The 20311-nt window shown below is 65.4% G+C and carries 23 protein-coding genes, 1 tRNA gene and 2 pseudogenes; 11 read left to right on the forward strand and 15 right to left on the reverse strand.

From position 1 onward, the window contains the following. The first annotated feature begins 90 nt into the window (after nt 1-90). The 3 genes from OHA42_RS23945 (at nt 91) to OHA42_RS23955 (ending at nt 2902) form a co-directional block, all read left to right on the forward strand. Nucleotides 91-819, forward strand: coding sequence for a GTP cyclohydrolase II (locus tag OHA42_RS23945; RefSeq protein ID WP_406230103.1), 729 nt, complete (start codon nt 91-93; stop codon nt 817-819). A 233-nt stretch (nt 820-1052) separates the two neighbouring features. Then, a complete protein-coding gene (locus tag OHA42_RS23950; RefSeq protein ID WP_406230104.1) occupies nt 1053-1226 on the forward strand; it encodes a hypothetical protein in 174 nt (57 codons plus the stop codon). A gap of 224 nt (nt 1227-1450) precedes the next feature. After that, the gene (locus tag OHA42_RS23955; protein ID WP_406230105.1) at nt 1451-2902 is read left to right on the forward strand and encodes an amidase; all 1452 of its coding nucleotides are present in this window, start codon (nt 1451-1453) and stop codon (nt 2900-2902) included. 157 nt (nt 2903-3059) lie between these two features. Here OHA42_RS23955 and OHA42_RS23960 read toward each other — a convergent pair whose 3' ends face one another. From OHA42_RS23960 to OHA42_RS23980, 5 genes and pseudogenes are all read right to left on the reverse strand, one after another. Further along, on the reverse strand, nt 3060-3200 hold the full coding sequence (locus tag OHA42_RS23960) for a hypothetical protein (protein ID WP_406239906.1): 141 nt from the start codon (nt 3198-3200) through the stop codon (nt 3060-3062). Between the two features lie 217 nt (nt 3201-3417). Beyond that, nucleotides 3418-3468: pseudogene (locus OHA42_RS23965) on the reverse strand (hypothetical protein); the annotation flags it as partial. Between the two features lie 133 nt (nt 3469-3601). After that, a complete protein-coding gene (locus OHA42_RS23970) occupies nt 3602-4129 on the reverse strand; it encodes a YbhB/YbcL family Raf kinase inhibitor-like protein (RefSeq protein WP_406230106.1) in 528 nt (175 codons plus the stop codon). A gap of 20 nt (nt 4130-4149) precedes the next feature. Continuing rightward, nucleotides 4150-5511: a M20/M25/M40 family metallo-hydrolase gene (locus tag OHA42_RS23975; protein ID WP_406230107.1), complete on the reverse strand. Its 1362-nt coding sequence runs from the start codon at nt 5509-5511 to the stop codon at nt 4150-4152. A gap of 214 nt (nt 5512-5725) precedes the next feature. Beyond that, nucleotides 5726-6082, reverse strand: a complete 357-nt coding sequence (locus tag OHA42_RS23980) for a winged helix-turn-helix transcriptional regulator (protein WP_406230108.1) — start codon at nt 6080-6082, stop codon at nt 5726-5728. A gap of 427 nt (nt 6083-6509) precedes the next feature. On the opposite strand from OHA42_RS23980, the gene OHA42_RS23985 reads away from it, so the two are divergent. Continuing rightward, nucleotides 6510-6594 (forward strand) — tRNA-Leu (locus OHA42_RS23985). A gap of 808 nt (nt 6595-7402) precedes the next feature. Here OHA42_RS23985 and OHA42_RS23990 read toward each other — a convergent pair. The 3 genes from OHA42_RS23990 to OHA42_RS24000 form a co-directional block, all read right to left on the reverse strand. Further along, nucleotides 7403-7654 carry a hypothetical protein gene (locus OHA42_RS23990; protein WP_406230109.1) on the reverse strand — a complete coding sequence of 84 codons (252 nt, stop codon included), beginning with the start codon at nt 7652-7654 and terminating at the stop codon, nt 7403-7405. A 190-nt stretch (nt 7655-7844) separates the two neighbouring features. Further along, complete coding sequence (locus tag OHA42_RS23995) at nt 7845-8213, reverse strand: VOC family protein (protein WP_406230110.1); 369 nt, start codon at nt 8211-8213, stop codon at nt 7845-7847. A gap of 53 nt (nt 8214-8266) precedes the next feature. Beyond that, on the reverse strand, nt 8267-9478 hold the full coding sequence (locus tag OHA42_RS24000) for an IS110 family transposase (protein ID WP_406230111.1): 1212 nt from the start codon (nt 9476-9478) through the stop codon (nt 8267-8269). 328 nt (nt 9479-9806) lie between these two features. Here OHA42_RS24000 and OHA42_RS24005 point away from each other — a divergent pair, with 328 nt between their 5' ends. After that, a complete protein-coding gene (locus OHA42_RS24005; RefSeq protein WP_406230112.1) occupies nt 9807-10025 on the forward strand; it encodes a hypothetical protein in 219 nt (72 codons plus the stop codon). A gap of 286 nt (nt 10026-10311) precedes the next feature. Here OHA42_RS24005 and OHA42_RS24010 read toward each other — a convergent pair. The 3 genes and pseudogenes from OHA42_RS24010 to OHA42_RS24020 form a co-directional block, all read right to left on the reverse strand. Then, a pseudogene (locus OHA42_RS24010) lies at nt 10312-10446 on the reverse strand (Tn3 family transposase); the annotation flags it as partial. Nucleotides 10447-11584: 1138 nt separating this feature from the next. Then, nucleotides 11585-12364 carry a family 16 glycosylhydrolase gene (locus OHA42_RS24015; RefSeq protein WP_406230113.1) on the reverse strand — a complete coding sequence of 260 codons (780 nt, stop codon included), beginning with the start codon at nt 12362-12364 and terminating at the stop codon, nt 11585-11587. A 512-nt stretch (nt 12365-12876) separates the two neighbouring features. Continuing rightward, entirely contained in the window at nt 12877-13170 is a 294-nt protein-coding gene (locus tag OHA42_RS24020) for a DUF1330 domain-containing protein (protein ID WP_357962516.1), read from the reverse strand. Between the two features lie 188 nt (nt 13171-13358). Between OHA42_RS24020 and OHA42_RS24025 the strand changes: the two genes are divergently transcribed. The 4 genes from OHA42_RS24025 to OHA42_RS24040 all read left to right on the forward strand — a co-directional run bounded on the left by OHA42_RS24025 (nt 13359) and on the right by OHA42_RS24040 (nt 17022). After that, a complete protein-coding gene (locus tag OHA42_RS24025; protein ID WP_406230114.1) occupies nt 13359-14261 on the forward strand; it encodes a LysR family transcriptional regulator in 903 nt (300 codons plus the stop codon). A gap of 483 nt (nt 14262-14744) precedes the next feature. After that, complete coding sequence (locus OHA42_RS24030) at nt 14745-15203, forward strand: MarR family winged helix-turn-helix transcriptional regulator (protein ID WP_406230115.1); 459 nt, start codon at nt 14745-14747, stop codon at nt 15201-15203. Next, on the forward strand, nt 15188-16633 hold the full coding sequence (locus tag OHA42_RS24035) for an MFS transporter (protein WP_406230116.1): 1446 nt from the start codon (nt 15188-15190) through the stop codon (nt 16631-16633). Before OHA42_RS24030 ends, OHA42_RS24035 begins: the two co-directional genes overlap by 16 nt. A gap of 74 nt (nt 16634-16707) precedes the next feature. Continuing rightward, nucleotides 16708-17022 carry a hypothetical protein gene (locus OHA42_RS24040; RefSeq protein ID WP_406230117.1) on the forward strand — a complete coding sequence of 105 codons (315 nt, stop codon included), beginning with the start codon at nt 16708-16710 and terminating at the stop codon, nt 17020-17022. Here OHA42_RS24040 and OHA42_RS24045 read toward each other — a convergent pair whose 3' ends face one another. Together OHA42_RS24045 and OHA42_RS24050 are read right to left on the reverse strand one after the other, a co-directional pair. After that, nucleotides 17023-17268 (reverse strand): hypothetical protein, encoded by a 246-nt coding sequence (locus OHA42_RS24045; protein WP_406230118.1) that lies wholly within the window; start codon nt 17266-17268, stop codon nt 17023-17025. A gap of 813 nt (nt 17269-18081) precedes the next feature. Beyond that, on the reverse strand, nt 18082-18510 hold the full coding sequence (locus tag OHA42_RS24050; RefSeq protein WP_406230119.1) for a hypothetical protein: 429 nt from the start codon (nt 18508-18510) through the stop codon (nt 18082-18084). Nucleotides 18511-18635: 125 nt separating this feature from the next. On the opposite strand from OHA42_RS24050, the gene OHA42_RS24055 reads away from it, so the two are divergent. Continuing rightward, nucleotides 18636-18833 carry a recombinase family protein gene (locus OHA42_RS24055; RefSeq protein ID WP_406230120.1) on the forward strand — a complete coding sequence of 66 codons (198 nt, stop codon included), beginning with the start codon at nt 18636-18638 and terminating at the stop codon, nt 18831-18833. Then, nucleotides 18823-18996 carry a helix-turn-helix domain-containing protein gene (locus tag OHA42_RS24060; protein WP_406239572.1) on the forward strand — a complete coding sequence of 58 codons (174 nt, stop codon included), beginning with the start codon at nt 18823-18825 and terminating at the stop codon, nt 18994-18996. The genes OHA42_RS24055 and OHA42_RS24060 overlap by 11 nt, the downstream gene beginning before the upstream one ends. 578 nt (nt 18997-19574) lie before the next feature. Here OHA42_RS24060 and OHA42_RS24065 read toward each other — a convergent pair. Then, complete coding sequence (locus OHA42_RS24065) at nt 19575-19724, reverse strand: hypothetical protein (protein WP_406239908.1); 150 nt, start codon at nt 19722-19724, stop codon at nt 19575-19577. A gap of 26 nt (nt 19725-19750) precedes the next feature. Further along, entirely contained in the window at nt 19751-20191 is a 441-nt protein-coding gene (locus OHA42_RS24070) for a hypothetical protein (protein ID WP_406230121.1), read from the reverse strand. Nucleotides 20192-20311: the final 120 nt, after the last annotated feature.

A 20311-nucleotide genomic window follows, 5' to 3' on the forward strand; every position in this document is an offset into this window, starting at 1 on the left:
CCATGGGACCTGACCTCCGGCTACCATGGATTCATTGTGCGACTGGCAATTTCACAGTTCGTGCACCGCTTCACTATGCATCGGAGGAGCATGGCCAAAGCGGCACCGGGCCTCTCCGCCACCGGACATCGGCTGACTCGTAAGGGGCGTGAGCTCCGCGTCCGGGTCATGCCGATTCCCGGCGGCGAAGACGGCGGTCATGCGCTCGTCTTCGGCCAGATCACCGACGGTTGCCTGGTCCGAATCCATTCCCGCTGTCTCTATGGCGACGCCCTGCAGTCCGAGGACTGCGATTGCGGTCCCGAACTGGACAAGTCGATGGACCTCATCCAGAGCGCCGGGTGCGGTGTGCTCGTGTATCTGGAGCAGGAAGGGCGCGGCGCCGGTCTGGTCAACAAGGCGCGCGGCCTGCGCACCAGTGAGCGTCTGGGAGTCGACACGTTCGACAGCTACGAGCGCCTCGGACTACGTGCGGATATGCGGTGCTACCGACTCGCCGCCGAGGCGCTGACGGCACTGGGGCTGCGCTCGGTGCGGCTGTTGACCAACAATCCGGACAAGGTGCGTGCGGTGCGGGATCAGGGCATCGCCGTCACGGTGGTGCCTTTGGGGACGCGGCCGCGCAGCGACAAGGCGCGCAAGTATCTCGAGGCCAAGCGGGAACGTCGCGGGCACATGATCCCGCTCGAGGATGTGGGCTGGTCGTCGAGGTTTCGGCGGTCACATGGGTCGTGGTGGTGTCCGCCGGTGTCCTGGTGCATGCGGCGATTCGCTCTCGCGGTGAGAACCGTCACGATCCCCGACGTCCGGTTACGATGAGTGTCTATCGAAATTGTTGTGGCCCTGAGCATCTGGCGGATTCTGGGGGCGTTGCAACACGCTGTTGGTCCACTGGTTTCGGCGAGGAGCTTATTCAGACGCTCGGCTGTGGTTTCACAGCCGAGCGTTTTGCGTGGACGGCAGTTGAAGTTCCGGGGCGGGGATAGTCGCCCGGCGCTGAGGAGTTCCGGCACCCCGTCGAACCGACAGAACCCGGGCGAGAACATTCGCGGTTGACCCACGTTGCGGAGAAGGGCGCGTCCACGCCGGTGCTGATGAAGCTGTCCGGGCATACTTCGGTTCACAGCCCCGCGAAGTACGCGCAGGTGTCCGCGGAAGGTCTCCTGAACTTCCAGGCCGACACCGATCCCGCCGCGCGTCGCCATCGCCAGCGGTCGGGCGAATAGTCTGTGGCCGGGGGGAACATGATGAGTATTGAGACATCCATCCCATTGCACGAAGCGGCATTTCATGGCTTGTGCCAGTGGAGTTGGTCCATTGTCGACACTGCGACCTGGGCAGACCTTCTACGAAGGCAGAACGAGTGCGTGACTTCGGCGGCCTGTTCGACTTTCCCGTTGTGTGAATCGGCATTTTATGGCTTCTGCGGCGCGCCGATACTGTCGGATTCATGGAATGGAATCTTCAGTCGGCAGAAGAACTGTTGGCGGCGTTGCGGGCCGGTGAGGTGACCTCGGTGGAACTGACCGAGGAGGCGATCGCTCGTATCGAGCGGGACGACAAGGTGATCAACGCGATCTGTGTGCCGGATTTCGACAGGGCGCGGGCCGCCGCACATCGTGCTGACCAGGCGCGCGCCCGCGGCGAGGACCGGCCGCTGCTCGGTATTCCGGTGACGGTCAAGGAGTCCTACAACATGGCCGGGCTGCCCACGACCTGGGGCATACCGCAGCACGCGAACTATGTGCCGGCCGAGGACGCGGTACAGGTGTCGCGGTTGAAGGCGGCCGGCGCGGTGCTGCTCGGTAAGACCAATGTGCCGTTGATGCTGCGAGATATCCAGAGCTTCAACGAGATCTACGGCACCACCAACAATCCGTGGGATCACGGCCGCACGTCGGGTGGATCCTCCGGCGGCTCGGCGGCGGCACTGGCGTCCGGATTCGGCGCGCTGTCCATCGGCTCCGACCTCGCCGGTTCGCTGCGCACCCCCGCGCATTTCTGCGGCATCTACGCACACAAGCCGACACTCGGACTGGCGCCGACCCGCGGCATGGTCGCGCCGCCCGCGCCGGCACTGCCGATCGACCTCGACCTCGCCGTCGTCGGTCCGATGGCGCGCACCGCCCGCGACCTCGCGCTGCTGCTCGACGTGATGGCCGGACCGGACCCGCTGACCCACGGCGTCGCCTACGACGTCGCACTGCCGCCCGCGCGCCACGAGCGGCTGTCGGACTTCCGTGTCCTGATCGTCGAGGACCATCCGCTCATTCCGACCGGATCGGCGGTGCGGGCGGGCGTGAACCGGGTCGCCGAGGCGCTCGTCGACGCGGGCGCCCGCGTCGAACGGCGCAGTCCGCTGCTGCCCGATCTGACCGAAGCGGCGACGCTCTACATGCTGCTGATGTTGTCGAACGCCGCCGCAGGTATTCCCGTCGACGTGTACGAACAGCTGCAGACCCACGCCGCCACCCTGAGCGCGGACGATCGGAGTCTCGATGCGGCGCGGCTGCGCGGCATGGTGCTCAGCCACCGCGACTGGGTCGAGGCGAACAACCGTCGCGAACTCCACCGCCACGGCTGGCGGCAGCTCTTCGCCGAGTTCGATGCCGTGGTGTGCCCCATCACGCCCACACCCGCCTTCCCGCACGACCACAACGGAGGTCTGGAGAACCGGCACATCGACATCGACGGCGTCGAGTACCCGTACTTCGACCAGCTCGTCTGGGCCGGTGTGGCCACCATGCCCGGCCTGCCTGCCACCGCCATTCCCGCGGGCCGGTCCCCCGAGGGGCTGCCGGTGGGAGTGCAGCTCATAGGTCCGATGTTCGAGGACCGCACCCCGCTGCGGCTGGCCGAACTGCTCGAGCAGAAGATCGGGGGCTTCCAGGCACCGAAGTAGGGCGTACTACCGGGTGTCCGTCGAGGACGAGGTGCGGACGACGAGCGACAAGCTGGCCACGCGGAGCACGGTCGATGACGTCGACCGGTAACCAGCACGACCGACGGCGGCAAGGCCGTGACAATCCCGCGGCTGTCCGGACGGTTGGCCCGATGAGTCAGTCGTCATCGGCGCTGTCGGGGTCGCGCAGCGGTCGGTGATTCCCGCCCAGATCGGGCAGGTGGAAGGCGTAGTGCCCGTCGATGCCGATGTGGTCCCGGATGAACGCCGAGAGCCGGGCGACATCGGCGTCGAGCACCGGATGGTCCTGGGCATGGAGGTGGACAGATCTGCTCGGGCCTCCACCGTAGTCGGATATGGATACGGTCGTTCTCGGACAAGTAGCGACCTGGCTCCGACGGTGAAGGCGGCACCACCGCATTGCTCAGTGGTGCCGCCTTGAATCGGCCACACGCGTTGCGTCCGTTCGCCCATCGCCTGCCGGTCCTCGCGTTGATCCCGACGATCCGGCACGCTTCCTCGTTGCTCAGCCCCTCGCGCACGAGCTGCAAGTATGCAGCTCGCACGCGGACCAACCGTCTGAAACCTTGTGGCTTGTCGGTCGGCCCGAATCTCGAAGTCCACAACTCCCCTCCACCAGGAGTGTTGCAACAACCACTAGAACCCAAGTCCCGCTCAGGGCCACAACGGTTTTCGAGACTACTTCACCTCATAGGTGGCGACCACGGTCGCGCGGGCGAGGGTGTGGAAGAACAGGTTGAATCCGAGGAACGCCGGTGTCGCGTCTTCGGGGACCTCCAGGCTCTCCACATCAACGGCGTGCACCACCACGAAGTACCGATGCGGTCCGTGGCCCGCGGGCGGCGCAGCGCCGACAAAGCCGGGGAACGACGCGTCGTTACGCAGGTTGATCGCACCCTCGGGCAGCGTGCCGCCCTTGCTCCCCGCGCCGGCAGGCAGCGAGGTGGTCGTCGCCGGGACGTTCACGACGGCCCAGTGCCAGAAGCCCGCCGCGGTCGGTGCGTCCGGATCGTACACCGTAACCGCGAAACTCTTTGTCTCCTCCGGGAATCCGGACCACGACAACTGCGGCGAGATGTCCTTGCCGCCGACACCGAAGAACTCGCTCACCTGATCGTTGCGCAGCGACTCGCCTGGGGTGATGTCTTCCGAGGTCACCGTGAAGGTGGGGACCTGCGGGAGCGCGTCGTAGGGGTTGTAGGTCATGGGGTCCTCTCCGGATTGATTCAGCTGTGCAACAAGAAATGTTCCAATACCTGGGTGCCGAACTCGAGCGCGTCCACCGGAACGCGTTCGTCGACGCCATGGAACAGCGCGGTGAAGTCCAGTTCCGGCGGCAGCTGCAGCGGTGCGAAGCCGAAGCAGCGAATGCCCAAGCGCGCAAACGCCTTTGCGTCGGTGCCGCCCGAAAGCATGTATGGCACGGTGCGGCCCTGTGGGTCGTGGGCGAGGATGGCGTCGTTCATAGCGTCGACGAGATGCCCGTCGAAGGTTGTTTCGTAGGAATCGAGCTTGGTGATCCACTCCCGTTCGACGTCCGGGCCGATCAGTTCGTCCACCTCGCGCTCGAATGCCTCCTGCCGCCCGGGCACCACGCGGCAGTCCACGACCGCCTCCGCGGTCTGTGGGATGACGTTGGCCTTGTAACCGGCCTGCAGCATGGTCGGATTCGCAGTGTCACGCAGCGTCGCGCCGATAATGCGGGAAATGGTGCCGAGTTTCGCGAGTTGGCCCTCGATGTCGGGGCTCGCCGGATCGAATTGCAGGCCCGTCTCCTCCGATACCGCGGCCAGGAATTCGGCGACGGAATCCGAAAGCACCAGTGGGAAGGTGTGTTTGCCGAGTCGGGCGACTGCGTCGGCCAAGATGGTGACGGCATTGTCCTCGTGCAGGAACGAGCCGTGGCCCGCACGGGCCTTGGCGCGCAACCGCATCCAACCCAGCCCCTTCTCCGCCGTCTCCACCAGGTAGAGCCTGCGTTCGGTGCCGTCGGGGCGCGGGACCGTCAGCGAGAACCCGCCGACCTCCCCCACTGCCTCGGTGATCCCGGCGAACAGATCGGGTCGGTTGTCCACCAGCCATTGCGATCCCCACTTGCCGCCGTTCTCCTCATCGGCGAGGAAGGCGAACACGATATCGCGCGGCGGCACCGTCCCCTCGATCTTGAACTGGCGCGCGATCGCCAGCATCATGCCGACCATGTCCTTCATATCGATCGCGCCGCGCCCCCACACATAACCGTCACGAACCGCGCCGGAGAAAGGGTGCACACTCCAGTCGGCGGCCTCGGCCGGCACCACATCCAGGTGACCGTGCATCATCAGCGCGCCCCGGCTGGAATCGGCGCCCTTCAACCGCGCGAACACATTTCCGCGTCCCGGCGCACCCGACTCCACATACTCGGTGGTGTAACCCGCCTGATGCAACTGATCGGCCACCCATTGCGCACACTCGCGCTCACCCTTGGTGGTCGCCAGATCGCCGGTGTTGGAGGTGTCGAACCGGATCAGCGCACTGACCAGCTCCACCACCTCCGACACCGCACGACTGCTGCTTTTCGGGCCGGATCCTTCGCCAGTTGCTGACACGTACCCTTTCCTACCATCTACCCGCCGGGATCCCGTGCTACGCCTCCCGCCGCGCCGGGTGAAGGACGCCCGCACAGCACCGCTTGTGGTGGGCAATCCTACGGCCGCCCGCGGCCAACATCAGCCTGAGCGGAAAGCCGCCCGGGTGATCGCCGACGAGTGGCACATGGCTTGGGCGAAACGCGGGACCCGGCCACCACGATGCGGACCTCGATCACGTGGACAAGTGGACTTTGGCCGCCCCGATGCGATCTATGCGGGCGCGGCCCCAAGCGCCGAGCGGTTCGAGTGCAGCGTTGAGCGCCGTGCCCAGCTCGGTCAGGCGGTATTCGACCCGTGGCGGGACCTCGCGATAGATCTCGCGGTCCACGATGCCGTCCTCCTCGAGCTCGCGCAGCTGCTGGATGAGCATCTTCTCCGACACCCCCGGCAGGCCGCGGCGCATTTCACCGAAGCGGCGCACACCGTGGTTCTCCAGCTCCCAGAGGATCAGCACCTTCCACTTCCCGCCGACGACATCCATCGCCGCGTCGATGCCGCAGAAGTATGGTCCGGATCTCTTCTCGCCCATGGTCCGACCTCGCTACCTGTTCACAAACCGAGTGGTAAGTACCCGACCGAATAGTAGGTACTTGTCGGTCCATCGGGCAAAGAGCAACCTTGGTTCCAGCGCGCTGACCACCACATTCACCAACCAAGGAGACGACCCGCAATGGTGGAAACCCAACACCCTCCGGTGACGGTCCTCGGACGCTGGCGTCGCCCTCGACATCGTCGCCTCCATCAAAAACCTCATCGACCGCCAAATCGCCGACGGCCACAGTCCGCTGGGATTCGAGCGAACCATCGAGGAACTCTGCTGACCCGACCACGGCGCCGTGCGTTCGCCACCACCTCCGTGAACGCCCGGCCGCCCGGCCACATCCCCGAGAATTGCCAGGTAGACGCGCGATTTGGTTCCACGCACTCACATCCGATAACCTTGCTGAGCACCACCGGTCCGGGTGGCGGAATGGCAGACGCGCTAGCTTGAGGTGCTAGTGCCCTTTAACGGGCGTGGGGGTTCAAGTCCCCCTCCGGACACTCAATGACACGGTTCCGTGGCAAATCTGCCACGGAACCGTGTATTTTTTGGTCTTGACAGGGGTTCGGACACGTTAGCGGGGGCAAAAATGCCGCGCAGTGGTGTCATTGAGAGGCCCGGACACCTTCCCGATGCCGACGTCGGCTAGCACGGAGGGACCGTCACCCCGGCCGGGCGCGGGCCTGGGTCGGCTCGATGCGACTACGTGTCCGAACCGGGCCAAGTACCACTCGATGACCTGGCAAGAGTCATCGAGGTGGGTATCTTCAAGATCTTGACCGTGGACTGGCGAGCGTCGGATGATGGGTACCTGACAGTGGTGATGGTCGCTGCGAGCCGTGAAGTATTTCCGGTTCGAACCGGGGCGGTCAATCAATCGGTCCAGCGCGTTCGGCGCTGGCGCTGTCGGTTTCCTGATCGTCTCCGAGCCGATGAGCAGTGCCGTCGTGCAGGCGCCGTTCGTCGCGTCGTGTTAGGAGCACTGTGAGTTTAGACGAAGTCCCCATGACACAACCTTCGGCTCATCTGCAACCGTCGATGCTCGACACCTGCGCCGGCGATTTTGGCCGCTCACCGGCTGGTTCTCCTCGATTTCGTGAGTACATCGACCAGCTGTGCGCGAAGGTTCCGCCGACCACGCTGGCGACCTATGAGTCGGCATGGCGTGCGATCAGTGAGGTATGGGGTGACCGGGAGCTGCGCGAGCCGACCACCAGGGAGATAGAGGAACTGGTGAATGTGCATCAGGTTCGTTCTCGCGGTCGAGCCAATTCGCGGGGTGGGCATGGAGCCGCGGAGAATCTGCTGTCAGCGTTGCGGCGCCTCTACAAGCACGCCGAGCGTGACAATCTCATCGATCCCTCCAGCAATCCAGCGTCGGCGGCGAAGCTTCCATCCCGGCGTGCTGGCAAAGGCGACGTTCTGACCATCGAGCAGCTGCTGGAAGTTCATCGCGTTGCCTCCACCGCCGGTGATGACCCCGAGTTGGACGAACTGATCGTCATGCTGCACATCCAAACAGCTTGCGACCGGCAAGCTGTCATTGATCTCGCGCTCCACGATCTCGACCAGGACAACTGCCTGGTGCGGCTACGCACGCGGGGCGGCGGGTTTCACTGGCATCCGGTTTCTCCCCGTCTCATGGCCGCGCTGGGAAAGCATGCCGCACGTCGGGGGGTGTCCCTATGGTTTTCGTCAAGGTGGAGCGGGGCGCTTGCGGATGTCGGTGAGCTGGGGTGCGGGCCGGTGCCTATGGCGGCGGGGTGCAGGTCGTGATGCAGAACGGGTGGCCTGCTGGATCGAGTAGCACTCGCCAGCGAGGGTCGGGTTGCGTGGGTGCTGGTTTCGCTCCGATCCGGAGCGCGCGCAGCTGGCATTGGTCCAGGTCGGTGTCCGCGGCTAGGTCGAGGTGGACGATCGAGGTTCCGGGCCAGGACGGTGCCGTGTAGTCGGCGACTTTCTGGGCGATCATGGTGAGCCCGGAAGGGATGCGGATCCCGGCGCTGCCGTCGTTGTTCCATAGCAGGCGCCCGCCGAGCAATTCGATATAGAAACGTGCCAGGGCCTCGGGGTTATCGCAGTCCAGAGATATCCCGGCCAGTTGTAAGGGCTCTGTCATCGACCAACTCCTGTGCTGCTGCCCGGATGAAATCCGATCGCGCCATGGTGGCATCACGTCGTCGCTGGCGCCAGCGTATTTCGGTAGGGCTCTTTGCTTTTGAGCATGGCGTAGAGGACGTCACAGCGGCGCCGGGCCAGGCAGATGAGGGCGGCGTTGTGTTTCTTGCCCTCGGCTCTTTTACGGTCGTAGTAGGTGCGGCTGGCCGGGTCGTTTAGCGCGGCGAACGCGGACAGGAACAAGGCCCGTTTGAGTTTGTGGTTGCCCGATCGAGCGGGATGCTCGCCGCGGATGGAGCTGCCGGAGCGGTGGGTGACCGGGGCGATTCCGGCGTAGGAGGCGAGATGGCCGGCCGACGCGAACGCCGAGCCGTCACCGACCTCGAGCAGGATGCGAGCGCCGGTCCTGACTCCGACGCCGGGCATCGAGGTCAGGACCTTGGCAAGAGGGTGATCGTCGAGCATCTCCTCGATGTCGGCGGCAACTTGTTGTCGTTGCAGCAGAACAGTTTTCAGGGAGTCGGCGAGTTTCGGCAGGACGATCTCGGCGGCGTTCGCGCCGGGGACTGTGACCGTTTGCGCGGGCAGCGCGGCCAGGATTTCCTTGACCAGCCGTGCGCCCATGCGCGGGGCGTGTTTGGTCGCGATCGTGGTGAGCTTGCGTCTGCCCGCCGCTCTGATTCCTTGAGGCCCGCCGCAACGCGACAGGATCTCCAGCACCGCCGGATGCGCGACCCGTGGCCCCAGAACACGTTCGAGCGCTGGGTGGATGCTGGTGAGCAGCCCGCGGATGCGGTTGCTGGTGCGAGTGGCTTGGCCCGCCAGGTCGTCGTCGAAACCGACGAGAACACCGAGTTCGGTGAGAGTTTCGTCGCCGGTGTCGACTCGGCGCAGCGTGTGTGGCATGGTGCGGGCCGCGTCGGCGATGATGTGGGCGTCGCGGGCGTCGGTCTTCGCTTGTCCTGGATAGAGATCGGCGATGCGGCGCATCGACAGGCCGGGCAGATAGGCGACGTCGTGGCCGCAGGCGCGAGCGACGGTGACTGGTAGGGCGCCGATGGTGTTGGGCTGATCGACCACGATCAACAGCGGTCCGCGGGTGGCGAGCTGGTCGAACACAGCACGTAGCCGGGATTCGTCGTTGGGTAGTGGCTTGTCGAACAACCGCTTGCCGGTCGTGTCGAGACCGACCGCATGGTGTTCGCCCTTTCCCACGTCAATGCCGCAGAACACGGCATACGCCTGTGTCACTTCGCAGTTCCTCATCGCGTCGAAACCGAAACGGTCGCCCGATCAAGCGTCAACGCCCGGCACCCACGTTACGAAGAGACCTACGATCGGCCCTGTCCCTATCAGCGGTCCGTCGACGCCACCAGGAACCCGGTGACACCACCCCCCGGATCATGAATGCGACAGGGGGAAGAAGTCATACCGGGCCTGGCGACCGTGGCCCCGTGTCAGGGCCACGAGAAAGGTAACGGGTGAGCACATCACATATCGCGTACTGCGCAAGCGCAACGGGCGGCCGATCACCCGCAGGCGCTACGACGGGCTGTGGGACCGTGTCCGCGAGAACCTGCCTTGGGCAAGGGAATTGGAGGTCACCACCTACTCGATCACCGAGACCGTGCGTGCTTACGTCCGGCAGCTGTTCGGCGAGACGGTCGAGCGGGTCTACGTCGGGCAGCACCACGAAGGCACAGCTGTACTGACCCACCTCCGTGGCGATGTCATCGAAGCACTTATGACGATCACCGGCGAACCGCATCCACTCGCCAGGAGCAAACGGCCTCAGGGCTCACCCCGTCGGTAGGCGAACGCGATAGTGGACGCTGGCGAACCAACCTCGGGTGGGATCAAAGGCCCGATACCCTTCACGGAACAAACCGTGCGCGTATGGGATGTAGCGACCAGCCGCCCGATCGGTATTGCTTTTCCCGGTGTCTCGGTGCGCCGTATCGCCGGCTCACCATCACCAACACCTTCACCGACCAGGTTGATGACATCGTGCAGATCATGCACACCACCGTCGTCGGCATCACCAGCGAAGACGTCAACGCTGGCATCAGCGACAAGATCGCCACGCCTGTTCGGTTTGGGATTCCAGATGTCAGGGCGTTCTGCCGCCCGGAGACCGACAGTTTGCCGACCAGTAGTGACGCGGTGACGTGCCCGAACTTCAGCGATCCGGCAAGCCGGAGCAGGTCGTCGTAATGTTCGGCGATCAGATCCAGACAGCTTGGGGTCGCCGTAGTATCGGCCGAATTTTGGGCGGATATGGCGTAGCGCGCTGGTACAAGCCGGTTTTCGTGTTGGTGCTGCATACACCCCGGCGCCACGAACCACAACCTCCACCGCGCCGACCATCATCATCGGCAGCCAAGCCAAGCACCAAACACACTGCCCCATAGCCCAAAACGACGGACCACCCCTGACCAGGGCTATGCCATATCCGTTGTTTTTCGGCGATTACTACCGGAACCCCAGCAAGAGGGGGCCACCTATGGCTCGGCACCCAGCAGGGCGGCAGCTGCGGCCACTGGGCACATGGAAGCGACGACGGCGGTGGGCCGATGAGCGCCCGGCACCTGTGGATTCAAACCAGACTGCTCGAGCACTGCCGTGAACTCGGATACGCCGCGATCCCCGAAGACCCGAACACCCGTGCCGACATCTTCGTGCCGCAACCGCCGTACGCGCTGGAGGTGCAACTGCGGCCGACGCAGTTCGAACGTCGTACAGCCAGCCGAACCGCGAAGGGAGCCGACACGATCTGGTTTGTCGGCCACGACGTCGACTACAACGACAAACTCGTCAAGCGAGCGATGTGGAGACTGCCAAGCGCTCGTGTCAAAGTGTATGACCGCCGACGAACTTGGGCCGGTCGCCCAAGAGTTCGAACCGTGGACCGACGAGGCCGACACCTGTGGCGGAACCCGCTAGGTCGGCATCCGGAGATCGCGAGCCATGCCCATTGGGTGGAACCGTTGTTGGTTGGTCAGATCGAGTTCAGGGAGGCCACGTCTGGTTCTTTGCGGCACCCTGCTTGGAAGGCATTCGATCGGACGTCCTGCCAGAACAGGTGCGTGCACCCGCGCCATGAGGCCATGGGTCTCACCGTCCGGCCCGTCCAAAAATGTCCAGTTTATTGACGCTTTCGCAGCTCTGCCAACGGTGAATTAACAGCAGTCCTGAGCGATATGTCACACCCCGGGGTTACCGCCTGTTCTCGGATGTCGCGCAGGCCTCGGAGACCGTCCGCGAGACGCGGTCCGGCAAGACGAAGATCGTGGCCTTGCCCGGTACTTCGACGGCGCGCTCGCTTCCGGTCACGAGGGTGTGATGATCAAGTCGTTGAACGCGGGTGGTGGGTCAGGGGCGGTAGACGTGGATGTAGTCGACCTGCGTCGACTCCTGGGTGACTGTGGGTGGGATGCCAGCGTAGACGAAGAGGTCGAAAATCAGGGCGTCACCCGTGCCGGAGTACGGGCCTTGTTCGCAGATCTGGCGGCCGTCGAGGTACCAGGTGGTTTTGTTCGGGCCTAGGCGTTCGGCGATCGTGTGCCAGTCGGTGGTGAGGTCGGTCGGGGATTCGTACGGGCAACTGCCACCGCCCGACTGGTGATTGGTCAGGTACAGCTTGCGGTGGTTGTCGCTGTAGAACTCGTAGGTGTCCTGTTCGTTCGAACCGTTCCCGTTCCACGTCCAGGTCGACGGCCAGAACCCCTTCGCCGCCGGGAGCTTGAGCCGGGTCTCGACGTAGTCACCAGGCTTCACCGCGAACGAGTGGGCCGGGTCGTGCCCGCACGCCTGCCCGGTGGTGATCAGCCCGCTCGACCACTCGTACCCCGGTTGCGGGTTGTCCTTGCGCGCAGTGACCGTCAGTACGCCGTTGCCGACCGACAGCGCGTCCCAGGTGTGCCACTCGAGCTGCTGATTGCCTTTGTTCCCGAGGCACTGGTCGGGCTCCGCGTTCGAGTGGATGGCCCATTTCGACTGGTCGATCACAGTACCGTCGAACTCGTCCGCGAACACCAGTGCTCCGGGGCCGTCCGCCGCCGGCTGGTCGGCCGACGCAGCCGGGCCGAGGGTGGCGACTGCGATCGCCGCGCTGGCCAAGCCCGCACCGATGGTCCGTAACGTACGTATCAAGGATCACCTCTCGTTAGAAATCGACGGTCAAACATTCGCTTGATGCTCGCGGATTGTCAACTGGCCGAGGAGGTCTGGACGAGGTCAGGGACTGGGTGTGGATCACCTCGAGAAGCCTGATGGCCTGATCGGAAGGGGAGCCGATAGTCGTGCTACCCAGTTGCGGTGGTCCAGGATTCGTGCCGGGTAGCCCCGACGGGGCACACGGCAGATGGATGCAAGATGCGCCCTGGTCATCGAAGCCTTGTGTTCGCTGGACCGATCTGTCGTGTGAGAAGCGGTTCGCGGTTCGCTTCGGGCGAGGGTGAGTTTCGTCGACGAGGTCAGCGAGACAGTCCAGCTGGCCCGGACGTCGCGTCGCATCTTCGATCCGCCCGACAGGGATCAGGCCGTCGAGGACGTCGACGACGAACTGGGACGCGGGGCATGGCTTCGAACTCGTCTCGTGAGTCGTCGTTCAGCACCGTGTGCGTATCAGGTGACGGATGCTCAGCGATGGCTGGGCCCGCCGGTCAGTCGATGCCTTCGATGATGCGGAAGTCGCGCTCGATGCCGTCGGGGAGGGCCACCAGCGCCTTCTGGTATGCCTCGCTCTCGTATGCCGCGACGGCTTGTTCAAAGCTGTCGAACTCGATCAGAACGACGCGTTGCGTGATTCCGGCCTCGTGGGCGACGACTCGACCGCCACGGGACAGGACGCGCCCGCCCCCAGCCTGGACAGCCGGACGGGCCAGCTTGTTGTAGGCAGTCAGCCTCTCAGGGTCGGAAATGGCGGGGTAGACACTGACCCAGTAGCCCTTAGCCATGGAAACCTCCTGTGTTCGGCCGGACACGCCCGACTTCGAATTGACACTCAGATCGATCGATCCCGGCGACGGGTACTCCGGTCAGTGGAATCGTCATATGCGCAGGTTAGGGCTTGATGTGTGGTCGAGGGAAAGACCGGGACGAGATAGACTCAGAACGGATCGTTATCAATCGAGGGGGAGGGCATGTGGCGCCGGATACGGTGAGCCTGCGGTACTTTCTGGTGCTGGCGCAGGAGTTGAACTTCACCCGCGCGGCCGCACGGATCGGTATCGCGCAGCCCGCACTCAGTGCACGGATACGCCGATTGGAGGCGGAACTCGGTACGAGCCTGCTGGTTCGCAACACGCGTAGCGTCGTATTGACCACGGCCGGTGCGGCTTTGGCGGAGTCCGCGCCGCCCGCGCTGGCGGCGCTGGAGCGGGCATGGGACACCGCCCGGAATGCGGGGGCCGGTGAACTGGGCACGCTGCGCATCGGATACAGCCTCAGCACGGGGGCCGAGACGGCACCGGCCCTGGTGGACAGGCTCATTCGCAGCAGCCCGGGACTCGAGGTCGGCGCGGTCCCGATGGCGACACCGGAGATCTCCCCCGCGGTCGCCGACGGCCGCATCGATGCCGGGATCACCCGCGGTGAACAGCCGGGTCGTGGCGTGCGCCGGTTCCTGCTGCGGCGTGTGCGCGTCGGGGTCCAATTGGCACAGCATCATCCGCTGGCCGAACACCCGGAGATCGAGATCGCCGATGCGGCCGCGTATCCGCTGCGACTCCCCGACCGTACGGCCAACCCCGTGATCCACGATCAGCTGTCCGCCCTGTTCCGCGACACCCGACCACACCCCCGATTCCACACGCCCGCAGTCTCTTTCGACATGTCTCAGCGTGACCTACGCGACGGGCTCACCCTCGCCCCGGCCGGTGAAGCCGCGGTCACGACACAAACGGCCGGTCTCACGTGGCGACCGCTGCAGGGCGCACCCACCTTGACCATCCACCTGGTCCTCCCACGCGAGCAGTCACCACTACACCGCCGCATCCGTGCCGTCGCCAAAACCCTGGCACACGAGCTGCACTGGCTGCCGGACTGACGCGCAGCAGGTCAAGCGAGACGGACGCCTGCGGTGGCGAGGCCGAAGACCTTGCGCCCGGCGGACTTCGCGGTGATGACGACGGCGGTCTTGCTGAATGTCCGACACGACCTCGCTACGCCGGCGGATCAGCATCCGATGATGGCGCCGGGTCCGGTCCGAGTCGTACACCGCGGCGACGTCCTCGCCCAGCCCGAGATCTCGGCGGATACCGCGCCTTCGCCGACGCCGAACCGGACAAGCATGGGTAACCGGCGGGAACGCCCGCCGTCAACGGCGTCCATGACGTCGGTCAATGCTTAACGCCAACCACTGTTCCATTGCTTCCCGAGGCCGAGGCCGAGGCCGTGGTCGACGGGCGCGGCAGGTTCCGGCTGCGCACCGAGCGCGATGGCCGGCCGCCGGCGCGGGTGCGGATCGAGGCCGCCCGCGCCGGTCGACCATTTCCATAGATTATGAATATAAAAATGCTATGCTTTGAGCATGAGTCGTCAAGACACCGCTCCTGGCGCGTCCGCCGCCATCGGGGCAGCCCTCTACGGCCTGGCCACCACGGCCGCGAGACGCCTGCCCCGGGACATGAGCCTGACGTCCGCCGCCACCCTGGCCACCCTGGACCGGACCGGCCCGCGGCGCATCACCGATCTGGCCGCGGTCGAGGGCGTCACCCAGCCCGCGATGACCGCCCTGGTCCGGGTGATGGAGGAGTCCGGCCTGGTCGAGCGGCGGGGCGACGCGTCCGACAAGCGGGTCACGCTGGTGTGCCTGACCGAGGCCGGCGCCTCCTATGTCCGGACGCGGCGCCAGGCGGGCGTCCACGCGTTCGAGCGGTTGATCGGCGAGCTCACCGGCGACGAGGTCGAGGCGCTGGTGGCGGCCCTTCCGGCGCTGAAGCATCTGGCAGAGCTCGAAAGCCAGGACCGCGATTGGCCGAAGCAGTGACCGGGCAGCCGGTCGGCGGTGTCGCGGTGAAGGCGTTCCCGGTGGCGCGTTCCGAGGCGCGGCTGCTGGTCCCCGCCCTGATGTTCATCGCTCTGGTCGTGGCGGCGGTCGGCAGCCTCGGGGCGCCGCTCATCACCAGCGTGGCGACCTCGTTCCACGTCTCGCTCGGCAGCGCGCAGTGGACGCTGACCGTCGCGCTGCTCAGCGGCGCCGTCGCCACGCCGGTCCTGGGCCGGCTCGGAGCCGGCCCGCATCGGCGGGCCACGATCCTCGCCACGCTGGCGGTCGTCGTCGCCGGCAGCGCGCTCACCGTGCTGCCGCTGCCGTTCGCGTGGCTGCTGGCCGGCAGGGCGGCCCAGGGCGTCGGGCTCGGGCTGACGGCGCTGATGATGGGCGTGGCCCGGGACCACCTCCCCGAGGAGCGCAGCGCGGCCGTGATCGCCCTGATCTCGGTGGTCTCGATCATCGGGGCCGGCGTCGGCTACCCGCTGGCCGCACTGCTCGCCGAACTCGGCGGGGTACGGGCCGCCTACAGCCTCGGCCTGGTCGTCACCGCCGCCGCCCTCCTGACCGCGTGGCGCTCCATGCCCGAAGCCCCCGAAGGCCGCTCCGCCCACGTGGACCTGGCAGGCGCGGTCGTCCTGGCCGCTGCGCTGCTCCTGGTGCTGTTCCTCGCCGGCGAACGGAATCTGTGGAGCCGGCACCTCGCCGTGGCGGCGGGCCTCGCCGTCGTCGCGGTGGTGCTGCTCTGCGTCTGGGCCGTCATCGAGCTACGCAGCACGACGCCCCTGGTCGATGTGCGGGCGGTGCGGCACCCGGCGGTCGCCGGGGCGAACCTCGCCATGTTCGTCGGCGGAATCGGCATGTACCTCCTGCTCACGCTCATCACCCGGTACGCGCAGACGCCGCACGGCGCCGGCTACGGCTTCGGGCTGACGACCTTCGTCGCCGGGCTGGTCCTCATCCCGTTCTCGGTGCTGGGGTTCGTCGCCGGCAAGCTCACGCCGCGGGTCCGGACGCGGATCGCCGACCCCCTGCTCCTGGCCGGCAGCGCCGTCGTGGTCGGCGGCGGGTTCGCCCTGTTCGCGGCGGCCCGGTCGGATCTGGCCGAACTGTTCGCGGCGATGGGCGTGCTCGGCTTCGGCGTCGGCGGCTTCTCGGCCGCGATGCCCGGCGTCATCCTGGCCGTCACCCCCAAGAGCGAGACGTCGAGCGCCATGAGCTTCAACTACGTCGTCCGCAGCGTCGGGTACTCCCTGGGCAGCGCCATCGGCGGCCTGATCCTCGCCGCGGGCACCGGCCCCGGCCACCTCTTCCCCGACGACAACGCCTACACCACCGCGGCACTGGTCGGCATCGGCGCCATGGCGATCACGACGCTGACAAGCCTCGCTCTCGCCCGTCGGCGCTCGTCCGAGACCAATCCGTAAGTCAGATGCACTCATCCCAACACAGTCGACGGTGTTGGCGGCCTCGACACGCTGCGCCAACCGCGCGCGATAGGGTGATCGTCCGATCGCTCGATGGCTCAACGCTTTCCGGTCTCGATCTCACCAACGGACATCGAATCTGGCAGCGGCCGTCGCCATTCGCGAACACCTCACAGTTCACGAGGTACGAAGGCATCACCGACGCAAGCCATCTCATCTTGACCGACGGCGTCACCGTGCAGGCGATCGATGGCGCAGGCGGTTCGTCGGTGTGGTCAATGCCATTGCCGCCCAGCGGTGATTCTCGATTGCACTCCGCGGTGCACGCGATGGGCGGTCGCATGGTCACAACAACCGCCCAGGAATTCGCCGGATACGCTGCGGATTGATCAGATAGTCGCGTCGTTCAGTCGGTCCCTGTAGATCCGAAATGCCTTGCGATCAGCGGCCGAAGCGCTCTCTCCGACCGTTTCGGTGGCAGCCAGTAGTGTTCGGTGTACATGTGGCAGTGCGGTGACGTGCAGGCTGTAGCCTTGGCCACGTCGCACTTTCCGGCCTTGTTGCAGGGCGAGGCGCTCGGTGTCACCGAGATCGCCGCTGTAGCCGGTCAGGTGGCGGGCGATCCTGCCCGGCATCTCGATTCGGATCGGGTGTGGTTCTTCGTTGTCGGAGTTCGAACATTGACATCGGTTCGGCCGGGCTGGTGTTCAAGAACCGAACGATCTACGACACTCTTCGCGCCGCGCAATCAAGCGGCGCGGGTTCAGGTCACACCGAACTCTGGTGGCAATTCAGCGCCCAAGTGCTTCTTGAACAGCGCGCTCGAGATGCTGCCTGTGGCTCGAGCTCGACCGGCTCGGCTCGCTGCTCGCCAGCAGCAGCACGGAGCACTCCAATGGAGTGAGCTGTGGTTACTGCCGCGAAGCAAGTTCGGCCCACAGACCACGCGCTAGAGCCGCCGCCGTTGGACCCGAACCAGAACTTGCCGAGTGGTTGAATGGGCAAATACTACATCCAATCCAGGGAAGTCAAGCCGAGGCCGAAAGCCACTGGCCGCCAACAGATTCAATTCTATTTTTGCGACCGGAGACCCGTTAAGGCTACGCTCGACAATCCAGTCGCATCTCGAATTTCTGGATACCTTGTTGGCACCACCGTCGCCAGAGGATTGCTGTTCACCGAGATGGTGCCGTGGGCCAATGGCCGTCGGATTGTGCGGCGTCGAGCACCTCGCCAAGACGCAGCCACGCGGTCGGTCCGGTGTAGCTAACAGGGCTGTCAGCCAAACGTTGCCAAGCGACGGCTTCGTCGCCAAGGGCATCGATGATCACGTCGATTATCTCCGGATACGCTCGGCTGTAGCCGCCGCTCAGTTTGAGGGCAGTCCAAGCCGGCAGAGCGCGGATTACCTCCGGCCCGCAGTTCGGCAAGGCCAGAATCTCACGTGCTCATTGCTCTCGGGCGGCGGGATTACCACCGAGTTGGCGACGCAGGTTGTGCGTGAGCTCCCTGACCGCTCTGCCTGGCTCGGAGTGCCGAGCGAGCACGTCGCCGAAGTTGGGTTTCGATCCGTAATTGGTCGAAACTGTTGCCAGCAAAGCCTTCTCGACCAACCTGCCGTCGCAGTCGTGGCGGTCAAGGTAGTCGATCAGCACCTCTGCAGAGACCTCCGATAGTTCGCGGACAGTGACTTGGGCCGGATCACCCAGCGCTGACCTGCGGGATGCGATGGCGGGCGCCGGATCAGCGACGATCTTGTCGACTCTGGCGACGAGCTCGATGAAGGCGTTGCGATCTTCGTAGAACGCGGCTCGATACGGCGTGGGTTGCAGTGCCTTGCGGACATCTTCGACGACAGGGCGAACTGTCTCCTTCACCTCGTCAGTTACGTTCGACAGGTGGGTTAAGACTTCGACGATCCAGCGGAGCAGCCCCAGATCACGCGACGGCCGATCCCGATTCGGCTCCCACATTGCGAGAGCTGAGACAGTCGTTTCCGCGAATGCCCGACCGAGTATCTCGATGCTGCCGAATCCTGGTCCAAGATTACACCACCACCGCCGAAGGGCGCGCGATGTTCGGGATGCTGGCCGTGCTCGCCGAGTACCAACGCGAGCTGATCCTGGCCAACACCACCGACGGACTCGCCGCCGCACGCGCCCACGGACGCCGGCGGGCGCCGGCCGAAACTGACCGCTGAAAAAGCCAAACTCGCCCAGCGCCTCTACGACGAGGGCCAACACACCGTCGCCCAGATCGCCGACATCCTCGGAGTCAAACGCGGCACCCTCTACAGGCACCTCAACCCCGCCAGTGTCGGCGCCCGGCTCCGCTCCGGGCCCGCGACGTCCCTGCCCGCTTGACACTGATAACCGAAAGTCATTCCAGGAGTGTCCGATTCATAGAACGGCTGGCTACGCAAACGAACCATAATGCCGATGACAGGGCACTCTTCTGGCGGATTGGTCACAGCGGTCAGTAATCTGCGTTCGTCGATTCCGAGAGGTAACCTGAGGCGCGCGGCACAGCGGGAGGGATGTGGTTTGGCGCAACGCTGGGTGACGATCAGTCTGCCGCCGGATACGATCGATGACGTAAAGCCGCGATCCTACATGCTCATGGCGGAACGACTCGCGGTCCAACTGCCAGAAGACGCGAGATACAAGCACTTTGGGTCGATCATCGCCACCGCACTGAACCAAGCAGGCGCCGTGCCAACTGGCTCGGGCGGCTCCGCTGACACACCTCTTGCGAACCCAGCGGCGACGGAAGCCGCTCCAGGACTGCCTGAGCGCGAAGCTACTTTGCGGATCGGGTCAGCTTCGGGATTCCGGGGGCTGGGCTAGTGGCTGTTGACGGGCCACCGATTCGGTTCACATACCCGTTGAGTCTGGCTGTGTCGTAGGCGATACCGCCTCTACAGCCCGGCGGTCGGGGTCACTCAGCTCGCAGAGGGGTTTCCGGGCGGCCGGTCGTCGAGGGCGCGCTGCAAGTCGGTGTTGATGCGTTCGGCTTCGGCGAGCTGGTCTTCGAGGATCATGATCCGACACGCCGCGTCCAGGGGGTTACTGGCGTCGATGAGCTCGCGCACGCTGAACCGCGCCCGATCCGCTCAACTCAAGAAGCGCTGCCGGTCGGCGGAGGCGCCTGACGCGCACTCTCGCATGCGGCATGGTCGGCCTCGGGCTTGTCCTCGCCGTTTCGAGCGCAACCCTGTCGGTTGTAACCGAAGCTGTCGTAACCGAAGCGGTCCCGACCGAAGCGGTCCCGACCGAAGCTGTCGCGGCCGAAACTGTCGTAACCGGATCGGTCGCGGCCGAAGCGGTCCCGGCCGAAACTGTCGTAACCGGATCGGTCGCGGCCGAAGCGGTCCCGGCCGAAGCTGTCGTAACCGAAGGCGTCGTAGCCGTCGGACTGGCAGCCGACGGTCAGGACCGTCGTACAGGGAGCGGCGAGCGCGGGCACCACTGCGGCTGCGGGAGCCAGCGCCATTGTCGTGATCACGACGGCTCGCGCCACCGTCACCCGCGCGCGGCCCGGATTCATTCTTGTCAGCAAGTATCGGCTTCCTACTCGAACGGAACCCCATCGCAGGGTCCGCACAGCACATCGAAACGTTCTGTGCAGCAAAGGTATCAAGGACGGTCCACTACCGCCTCCGGGTAAACCCCCATTTTC

Source organism: Nocardia sp. NBC_01009 (assembly GCF_045208035.1).
In the GTDB taxonomy this organism is placed as follows: domain Bacteria; phylum Actinomycetota; class Actinomycetes; order Mycobacteriales; family Mycobacteriaceae; genus Nocardia.